This is a genomic window from Methanosphaera sp. A6 (genome assembly GCF_001729395.1).
GTDB lineage: Archaea > Methanobacteriota > Methanobacteria > Methanobacteriales > Methanobacteriaceae > Methanosphaera > Methanosphaera stadtmanae.
Map to the genome: position 1 here is coordinate 1 of NZ_MAIF01000148.1, position 9,971 is coordinate 9,971.

General features: G+C 28.4%; 11 protein-coding genes. 2 read left to right on the forward strand and 9 right to left on the reverse strand.

Going from position 1 to position 9,971, the window contains the following annotated elements; all coding sequences use genetic code 11:
- Positions 1–58: 58 nt before the first annotated feature.
- Both A9758_RS06160 and A9758_RS06165 read right to left on the reverse strand, forming a co-directional pair.
- Positions 59–868, reverse strand: a complete 810-nt coding sequence (locus tag A9758_RS06160) for a dihydroorotate dehydrogenase electron transfer subunit (RefSeq protein ID WP_011406990.1) — start codon at positions 866–868, stop codon at positions 59–61.
- Positions 869–879: 11 nt separating this feature from the next.
- Positions 880–1,800 carry a dihydroorotate dehydrogenase gene (locus A9758_RS06165; RefSeq protein ID WP_011406991.1) on the reverse strand — a complete coding sequence of 307 codons (921 nt, stop codon included), beginning with the start codon at positions 1,798–1,800 and terminating at the stop codon, positions 880–882.
- Positions 1,801–1,955: 155 nt separating this feature from the next.
- Between A9758_RS06165 and A9758_RS06170 the strand changes: the two genes are divergently transcribed.
- Together A9758_RS06170 and A9758_RS06175 are read left to right on the forward strand one after the other, a co-directional pair.
- Positions 1,956–3,185, forward strand: coding sequence for an NOP5/NOP56 family protein (locus tag A9758_RS06170; protein ID WP_011406992.1), 1,230 nt, complete (start codon positions 1,956–1,958; stop codon positions 3,183–3,185).
- A 14-nt stretch (positions 3,186–3,199) separates the two neighbouring features.
- Positions 3,200–3,865: a fibrillarin-like rRNA/tRNA 2'-O-methyltransferase gene (locus A9758_RS06175; RefSeq protein WP_011406993.1), complete on the forward strand. Its 666-nt coding sequence runs from the start codon at positions 3,200–3,202 to the stop codon at positions 3,863–3,865.
- An 18-nt stretch (positions 3,866–3,883) separates the two neighbouring features.
- Here the strand turns inward: A9758_RS06175 and coaBC are convergent, their stop codons facing one another.
- From coaBC to A9758_RS06210, 7 genes are all read right to left on the reverse strand, one after another.
- The gene (gene coaBC, locus A9758_RS06180) at positions 3,884–5,038 is read right to left on the reverse strand and encodes a bifunctional phosphopantothenoylcysteine decarboxylase/phosphopantothenate--cysteine ligase CoaBC (protein ID WP_011406994.1); all 1,155 of its coding nucleotides are present in this window, start codon (positions 5,036–5,038) and stop codon (positions 3,884–3,886) included.
- Positions 5,039–5,056: 18 nt separating this feature from the next.
- Positions 5,057–5,626 (reverse strand): PsbP-related protein, encoded by a 570-nt coding sequence (locus tag A9758_RS06185; RefSeq protein ID WP_011406995.1) that lies wholly within the window; start codon positions 5,624–5,626, stop codon positions 5,057–5,059.
- Positions 5,627–5,650: 24 nt separating this feature from the next.
- A complete protein-coding gene (locus A9758_RS06190) occupies positions 5,651–6,226 on the reverse strand; it encodes a hypothetical protein (RefSeq protein WP_011406996.1) in 576 nt (191 codons plus the stop codon).
- Between the two features lie 44 nt (positions 6,227–6,270).
- Positions 6,271–7,107 carry a prephenate dehydratase gene (gene pheA, locus A9758_RS06195; RefSeq protein WP_011406997.1) on the reverse strand — a complete coding sequence of 279 codons (837 nt, stop codon included), beginning with the start codon at positions 7,105–7,107 and terminating at the stop codon, positions 6,271–6,273.
- 143 nt (positions 7,108–7,250) lie between these two features.
- Positions 7,251–8,075, reverse strand: a complete 825-nt coding sequence (locus A9758_RS06200; protein WP_011406998.1) for a CBS domain-containing protein — start codon at positions 8,073–8,075, stop codon at positions 7,251–7,253.
- Positions 8,076–8,195: 120 nt separating this feature from the next.
- The gene (locus tag A9758_RS06205) at positions 8,196–9,131 is read right to left on the reverse strand and encodes a CBS domain-containing protein (RefSeq protein WP_011406999.1); all 936 of its coding nucleotides are present in this window, start codon (positions 9,129–9,131) and stop codon (positions 8,196–8,198) included.
- A gap of 41 nt (positions 9,132–9,172) precedes the next feature.
- Positions 9,173–9,754 (reverse strand): cyclic nucleotide-binding/CBS domain-containing protein, encoded by a 582-nt coding sequence (locus tag A9758_RS06210; protein WP_011407000.1) that lies wholly within the window; start codon positions 9,752–9,754, stop codon positions 9,173–9,175.
- Positions 9,755–9,971: the final 217 nt, after the last annotated feature.

Genomic DNA, 9,971 nt, shown 5'->3' on the forward strand with positions numbered 1-9,971 from the left:
TAAAACAAATAACTTATAACTTATACTAAAGATAAATAAAAAAAAAATAATAAAAAAATTAGTATTTAACAATACTTCCTGAAGCATCACGACGATACTTACCAAATTCTCCAAGTTCTCTTAATTGATTCTTATTAAAAACAGGACCTTCCACACATACTCTAAGTCCTGTATCATCAATACAACACTGCCCACATATACCAAGACCACATTTCATATATCTATCAAGTGCTAATTGACAATCAACATCGTATTTAATACTTAATTCATACAATTTATAGGACATTATTTCTGGACCACAACCAACAATAACATCATATTCCCCAGTTTGTAACAATTCCTCTGCAAGTTGTGTACTGAAACCTTTAAATCCACAACTTCCATCATCAGTACACTTATGTACTACAACATCAGAATCAAATCTTTTATTAAATACCAGTTCATCAGCACAACTTGATGCTGATATTAACTCCACATTATCATAAAATGAAGTTAAAGGTGCAAGAGAAGCTATACCTGATCCTCCACCCACAGCTAGTACTTTTTTATAACCATCCAGTTCATATCCATGACCATAAGGTCCTCTAATACCAATTAAATCACCCACATCCATATTATCATACATATTTTCCGTAAATGGTCCTGCTTTACGAATAGTTATTCCCATAAGATTATTTTCCCTATCAATAATGGAGATTGTCATTGGTTTTTCATTATGTAAATCCCATACCATAACAAATTGTCCAGGATGAATATCATCTGTTATATTCCATGGAAATATAAATGTTTTTACTGTTGGTGTTTCAATAATTGTTTCTTTTATTTCAACGACATTTGGAACTTCATCATCATAAACATTTTCAATCATAAACTTTTCACCTATCCTAAGTTATGAGATAATCCTATAATCTCTTCCACATTTTTATAACCATTTTCTTCTAAGAAATTTGAAAGATCATGTGTTATATTTTTAAATATTTCTGGTCCTTCATACATAATTGATGTTCCAATTTGAAGTAGGCTTGCACCTGCATATAAAAATTCTAATGCATCTTTATATGTTCTTATTCCACCCACACCAAATAATGGAATATCAACAGTTTCATATGTTTTATATACACATTTAAGAGCTATTGGTTTTATCATAGGACCAGCAATTCCTCCAAATACATTATTTAGTATTGGTCTTGCTGTTTTATAATCTATTCTAAGACCTGGCCCCACACTATTTATAAGAGTTAATGCATCAGCCCCAGCATCCTCTGCTGCCTTTGCAATTTCTGTAATATCTGTTACATTTGGTGTTAATTTAACTATGATTGGTACATCTTTTATATTATCTTTAACACTACTTACAATATCATGTGTTAATTCAGGATTTTCCCCAATATTTGATCCAAAACCACATTTTGCATGTGGACAAGATACATTTAATTCAAATGCATCAACATAATCCTTTGTCTGATTTGCAACATCAGAGAATACTTCCTCACTATCACCATATATTGAGGCTATTACTGGTGTTTTATCACGAATTTCATTTAAATCTTTGAGTTCTTCTTTTTTAGCCTCAACTCCAGGACTTGCAAGCCCTACTGAGTTTATAACCCCACCTTCAATCTTTACAATGGTAGGATTATCATATCCATCATTTGCTTCTATACTAAATGACTTTGTTACAATACCTCCAGCACCAGCTCTTGCAACCATTTTCATTGAACTAGCTGTTGTTCCAAGAATTCCTGCTGCTAAAAATAGAGGATTAGATAGTTTCATTCCTAAAATTTCTTGTTCTAACATTTCTACTTTCCTACTAATTTTTTATTTTATAATAAAAAAATAATTTATAATATCTTATATTTATTTCTGTATTTTCATGCTTATAAATTAAAAATAGTTTATTGTTATGACAAGTTGTTAACATTAATAAATATAGAAAATTAAAAGTATTATACATGAAATGCTATATTACAACTACAAGTTTCGGATTTATAGCTACGAATCAAGATAATGAAATAATTGACTACAGAGTTTTTGAAAAAAAACAAGTTGAAAAACTACTAGAAATACAGAAAAAACAATTATTACAAGAAGAAGTAGAGTTAATTGAATCAGTTGGTTTATATTATGATGAAATTGTAATAGAAACTAGTAAGGCTCGAAGTATATATTCACACTTAAATCAGTATAATAAAATCATTACAGAAAATACAACAAAAACTGGAAAATACATAAGAAACAATTTAGAAGAGATTTTAACAGATATTCCCGAGCTAAAAAAGGTTGATGTACGTAGAAATTTAAATAATACATATACCCAAATAGCTAAAGATAAAATTAGAGAATCTATTAAAACTAATGATGTAATGATCGTAGAAACAATAAATTCACTTGAAGAAATAGAAGAAACTACAGGTAAATTAATTGAACGTTTAAGAGAATGGACAATAACATATGTTCCAGAGTTAGATAAGATTCATAATCATGAATTATATTCTAAAATCATTGCTTTAGAAACAACACGTGAAAATATTAAAAATAGTTCTTTAATTGAAAATACACAGATTGAAATACTAGATAGTAACGATGTTGAAATGACTGAAGAAGATTTATCAATAATTAAAGAATTTGCTACATCAATTTATTCATTATATCAGACAAAGAATACTCTTGAAGAATTTATCCAGAATAAGATAAAAGAAGTAGCTCCTAATTTATATGATGTTGCAGGTGCTAACCTTGCAGCTAAATTAATTGCACATATGAATGGATTAGAACAACTTGCTAAATTACCATCAAGTACTGTTCAAATTATTGGTGCTGAAAAGGCAACATTTAGACATTTGAAAACTGGAGAAAATCCACCCAAACATGGATTAATCTTCCAACATCCAAGTATTCGTGGTTCAAATTGGTGGATACGTGGAAAATTAGCCCGTGCTGTAGCTGCTAAAATTACTATTGCAGCAAGAAAAGATGCATTTAGTAATGATTATGATGCTAATTTGAAGATTGAACTTGATGAGAAAATTGAGAAAATAAAAAAGGATCATCCATTCCCCGAAAGAAAAAAGAAAAAAGAGAATAAGGATAAAAAAGGTAAAAAAAGTAAAAAAAATCGTAAAGAACGTAAAAAAAAGAAAAATAGGAAGAAAAAATTAAGAAAAGGAGAATATTCCTATTAGGGAGTTGATATTATATGCAGATAAAAAATATTGGTGAAAATGTATATCAAATAGATAATCAAATTGCTACTGTAAATCTAACTCCTACAAAACAAGTGTATCAAGAAAAACTCATACCATATGAAGATAAAGAATTTAGATTATGGAATCCACGTAGATCAAAACTAGCTGCAAGTATTATTAAAGGTCTTACTATATTTCCATTTAAGAAAGATTCAAATGTATTATATTTAGGAGCTTCTGCAGGAACTACTCCTTCACATATTTCAGATATATGTACTGAAGGAAAAATTTATTCAGTTGAATTTTCTCCAACAATGATGAGAGAATTCATTGAAGTTGCACAAAAAAGAGAAAATTTAATACCATTACTTGAAGATGCTACACATCCCCTTAATTACCAACACTTATTAGAATCAGTTGATATTGTCTATAGTGATGTGGCTCAAGCACAACAAACAAAACTTTTCATTGATAATTTCAGACTGTTTGCAAAGGAAGATGCAACTGGAATTATAATGATTAAAGCAAGAAGTATTGATGTAACAATGAATCCAAATACAATTTTTAAACAGGAAAAAAGAAAGCTTGAAGAAAGTGGCCTAAAAGTTTTAGAAGAAATAAAACTTGACCCTTATGAAAAGGATCATATTGCATTTATTTGTAAAAAATCATTCTAAAAAAAAGATGATAGATTTTTATATTAATTTATAAATTCTATCAATTATTTTTTGAGAAATATGCCATTTAGAATCAAGACATAACTTCTCACAACCATCATCACTAATTAAGTAAACCTCATTATCCTCACATCCAGGTCCAGCCCCTTCAACAAGAATATCATTAGCCACCATTAAATCAACATCGTATTGATTTTTTTTATTAGTAGCCTTTTTAATTAAATCACCCTCAGACAAACCAGCTTCAGCCTTAAATCCAACAATAAAAATATTAGAATTAATTTCTCTTACTTGTTCTAAAATTTTAGGTAATCTTCTAAGATTAAGTGATAAATCATTGTCTGATGAATATTTTAAATCACTCTTATTTTCCACTTCAAAATCAGAAACAGCTGCTGTTGAAACGAAAATATCAGCATTTATAATCTCTTTTTTCACAACTTCAGCCATTTCACGTGATGATTCCACATTGATCCTCCTAAAAGTTTTAGGAATATGTGTTTTTGTTATTCCACAAATCAATGTAACATTAGCTCCTTGACGATATGCTTCTTTTGCAATTTCAACACCCATCTTACCAGAACTTCTATTAGTTATTCCACGCATAGCATCAATTTCTTCAAAAGTTCCACCAGCAGTTATAACGACATTCATTCCATCTAATTTATTTTCAGAAACCATTCTTTCCACTTCAAGAACAATATCATGTTTACTTGGAAACTTAGCTTTTCTTTCTTCATTAGTAGGTTCTATAAATCTAACTTCTGGATGTTTTTCTTTAATTTTATTAATATTTTCTTCTATTGCATGATACATTGAAATATGCATTGATGGAACAAATAATATTGGAGTTTTATAACCACTGGCTGTTAATAGAAGAGTAGTTACTGAAGTATCTGCTATTTTATAAGCAAATTTACTTATTGTATTTGCTGTTGCTGGTGCAACAAGTATTAAATCAGCTTGTGCATTTTTTACATGTTCAACATTACCAGTAATTTTTGTTACAACAGGATTCTTTGTTGCAAATTCCATAGACAGTGGTGTTATAATATCACATGCATCATCTGTCATGAAACATTCAACATCAAAACCATGTCTTTGTAATTGATGTACTAACTTTAAATCTTCAGTTGCGGCAATACTACCAGTAACACAAAGAATTATCTTCATATATATCCCCCATATTTATTATAAATTAAGAGAAAATCCCTTTTTATTCTCATTATCTTTTATTAATTTAAAACTATGTACTATCTTATCATAATTTGATCTTTGAGATTCATATGATTCTACTGGTGTAGAAAAAAGTACTACATATAATTTACCATCACTCATTTTCATCCATGTAGCCACATGCTCTTTCTGTGTACCATCAGGCTCATTTATAATATATCTGTGAATTAGAACAGATCTATTATTTAATGTTGAAGAAGCTTCCTGAATTCTAATATAATTACCATATTGTGTTAATCCTTGATTATTAGTATTATATGCTTGTTGTAAATCATTCCCTAATTCTGGAGGTACTTGTTGTATTACAACTGATGTATTAGCATCCTTTGGATTTGCTACTGCCGCTATTGATCCTTCAGATACACTATTTGCTTCTGACCACCCCTCAGGATAAATAAAAGTTACACCATTTTTTTCATAAGTTTCTCCTGAAGTCATTATAGGTCCTAAAAGTCCACCATAATATATGGCGACACAGACAAGTACTAATAAAATAATTGTTATTATTGTTTTAACCCATTTCATAATATATACTCCCTATAATCTAAATCATGTAGTAGTATTACTTGAAGATGTACTAGATTTAGATGTGGTTTTACTACTTGAATTAGTTGCTTTCTTAGTATTTTTCTTATTAACAACTTTTGAAGTGTTTATCTTCTGATATTTTTGGACTGTATTCTTTTGTAGAGTAGTATTATTACTCTGTGTGGCATTAATAGAAGTAACAGTATCATTAGCACTGAATGCTGAATCAGATACGGTTATGTTAATACCTGTTTCATTTTCTACTGTGTGTAATGCAGATATTCCTGCAAAAATTCCAATACCAAATGCTAATAATACAAATAATACTAATAAAATTCTTTTAGTACTTTTACTAAAGATTTGTTTACTGCTGATTTCTGAGAATTCCTCATTTTTAACTGAGGAATATCCATCCACAAAATCATCATATAATTCTTCTTTTTTATTTCTAGATTCTTCAATTTTTGATGATTTAAAACCTTTTGCTTCTTGAAGTTTACTTACAGCTTCCATATTACCCAATTTACGTTCATATCTTATTCTTAATGTATCATATTCATCTAAAGAAAGATTACCTTTATTTTTTTGCTCTTCCAAATATTTTAATTTCTTTTCAATATTATGTCGAGAGTTACTTCGAACTATTTTAATGCCCCCTCAACAGTTTTATAAGAACCTAATAATTTAAACATCTTAACTTTCTTTTTAATTATAGTTAATGTTTTACTTATATTAGAATCTAAACGATGACCTTCCATATCAATAAAAAATAAATATTTTCCCATACCTTGTTTTGAAGGCCTAGATTCAATTTTTGTAAGATTTATATTTTCCTTAACAAATTCATATAAAATCTCACATAATCCTCCAGGCTTATCTCCATTTAATGAAATTATAATCGATGTTTTATCATGTCCTGTTGACTCTTTTTGGTCATGATTTGCCAATATTACAAAACGTGTAACATTATTTGGATAATCTTGAATATTTTCATCTAATATTTCAAGATCATATTTCTTAGATAAAATTTCATTTCCAATTACTGCAGCAGTAGCTATTTCAGTAACATATCTTGCAGCATTTGCTGTACTTGACATTGTATGAACTTGTTTACCAAGCTTATTAATATAATGTCTACACTGTGCTATTGGTTGTTGATGAGAACATATGACAGATATATCCTTAAGAGTTTTACCCTTTTGTACTAGAAGATCATGATTAATAGGTAATTCTAACTCTCCTTTAATCTTTATATTAAAATATACTAGTGCATCTAATGTTACAAGTACTGAACCCTCAGTTGAATTTTCAATAGGTACTATTGCTTCATCAATTTCATTTTTTTCTAAAGATTCGAATATATTAAGTATATTTGGATACGGAATAATCTCCATATTATCCTCAACAATAGATAATGCTGCTTGTTGTGAAAATGTTCCTTCAGGACCAAGATATCCAACTTGTTTATTTTTATTCATTAATTATTATTTATGTAAAGGTTAATTAATTAAGTAATGCTTTTTACATAGTACTTGAGTGTCATTTTAAAAAGAGTAAATAATAATTTAGATATAATTTCTAAAAAAAATAAGAAGTATTAAAAGAAAAAGAAGAGAAAAAATTAGTAATTTCCTCTTTTTCTACTGTGATCATAGACATAACGTAAAATATCAGATTTTGAAACAATACCTTGAACTTTATTTTTATCATCAGATACAGGCATTCCACTAAATTCTTTTGAAACCATTATATTTGCCACTTGAGCTATTGTTGCATCTTTTGTAGTTGTTTCAATTGTTTGAGACATTACTTCCTGAACAAATAAGTTTCTTATTTGTGTATGCTGATATTTTTCAGGTACTCTTTCTTTAAATTCAACAATTGTTTTAGCCATATCCTTAGCTGTAATTATACCCATTATTAATCCAGAGTTAACTACAACAAGTCTTGCCACATCATTGTCAATCATTAATCTTCTTGCATGTACTAATCTGTCATCAGGACTTACTGTGATAACACGATTTGTCATGATATCTTTTATAGGAGTTTCATCATATGGTTTTGTATCCACATTCCTTAAAAAGTCTGTTTTTGTCACCATACCTACTATATCATTGTCATCAATAATAGGTATTCCACCAATATGATTATCAACCATTAATTTGAGTATTTTAACTTTTGAATCAGAAGGTGCCCCAGTTATAACATCACCAGTCATGATTGTAGAAATTCTCATATGAGATAGAGGAACTTCTTCATATTTTGCTGAAGCTATTTTTGTAGCAATATCTTTTTCAGTTACAATTCCTACTAATTCATTTGTTTTTGAAGATATGGCAGGTAATCTTGAAATTTTATGTTTTCTCATTAGTTTTAAAGCGTCTGAAACTGTTTGATCTTTACGAACTGTTACTATGTCTTTAGCCATTACTTTATCAATTGTCATAAGTAATCAACTCCTAAGTTTTTTTAAATTATGTTAATAACTATTTATTATTTAAATATAAATAGCTTGTTCTTATATACAATAAAAAAAAGAAAAAAAATTAATTCTTTTTTTATTAACCTATTGCACAACTGCTTTTATTAGATCACGAATTGTTACTATTCCTATTATTTTTCCAGAATCTTCATCTACTACAGGTAACCCACGAATATTTGATTCAAACATTAAATCTGCAACATAACCTAATTTATCATATTTAGATACTGTAATTACATCCTTAATCATTAATTGATCAGCTGTTACTTTAACAACATCTTCTCCTTCATTAGAGAATAATTTTGCAAATAATTTATGGTCACCTATGTATTTAAGTATGTCTGATGCTGTAACAAATCCTAATAATTTTTCTTCTTTTGATTGAGACTCCTGATCTTCCCCTACTATTGGAACTCTCCTTAATGAGTTTCTTACCATTATTTTTGCAATACCTTCTATTGGAGTTCCAGGTGTTGTTGTTATAACATTAGTTGCCATGATATCCTGTACTTCTAAATCAGCACATAGTTTACCTAATTTTTTAACAATATCTCCTTCTGTTACTATTCCAACTATTTTTTCATCATTATTTATTATTGGAAGTCCACCAATTCCTTCTTCAAGCATTAGTGTTGTTGTATCAACAATAGTATCAGTGTTTGTCATTGTTTTTACACCTACTGTCATGATTTCTTTAATAGGTGCATTTATTGCAGATAAGAAGTTACCTTTATGTTTATCTGTAATAATGTTGTATTTTTTTCCTCCACCAAAGAAGTCAAGAATATCCATTGTTGTTACTATACCTAATAACTTTCCAGAACCAGGGTCTGTAATTGGTATTCTTCTAAAGTCATTTTTACTCATTAGATTTGCTATTTCAATTATGGATGAACTTTGTGGTGCTGTTACAACATCTTTAGCTGCTATGTCCATTATGTCTCCATCTGTTTCTGCTTTTTTAGTTTGTAAATCTAAGTTATCATAACTTTCTATTTTGTTTATAAGTTTATTTTTCATATAAATACCTCACTGTATTGTTTAATTTGTTATCTTATTAATTAATCCATTTCTTCTTCTGATTCATTATCTATACAATCAGGGCATAGATATCCCCCATCAATGTCCCGTAATCGATCATAAACACCACATTTTTCACAAACACCCTCACTTAGATGTTCATCATAATCATTAGAGTATACATCATCAGAATAAAGTCCATTCAGATTTTTTTCTTCAATAAACAGCTCTATTAATTCAGGAGATACTCTCACAATGTCTGTTAGTGTTAATATACCCTTTAAAACATCACCTTCTATTACTAAAAGAACTTTACAATTATTTTTTATCATTGCAGAGGATGCTTCAATTAGAGAAGTATCTAATCCTACACTAACATATTTCTCCATAACCATGTCTGCAGTAATATCTTGTGGTGAAATATTTTTAGATACAACTTTTGAAATAATACCATTACTTGTAACTATTCCCTCTACCACTTGATCTTCTATAACCACGGAACTAATATCATGTTTAGTCATAATAGTTGCTATATCAGATATTGATGAACTGCTGGTTGCTGTTATAACATTGTAGGTCATAGCATCTTTAATACCTATGTTATGTTTTGTTTTTAATTCCATGTTAATCACTCCAGATTTTTTATTAAAAAGTTAATAACATAATTAATAGTATAACCTTACTTATATTATAATATTTATTTAATTTTCATATTTTCATACATAAAAATTAGAAAAATAAAATTTATTTATAAATATTTCATTAAAAATAGAAAGTTAAAAAAAAATATAGTTATAGTAATAATAAATACTATGAGAAATAAAAATAAAATTGAAAATT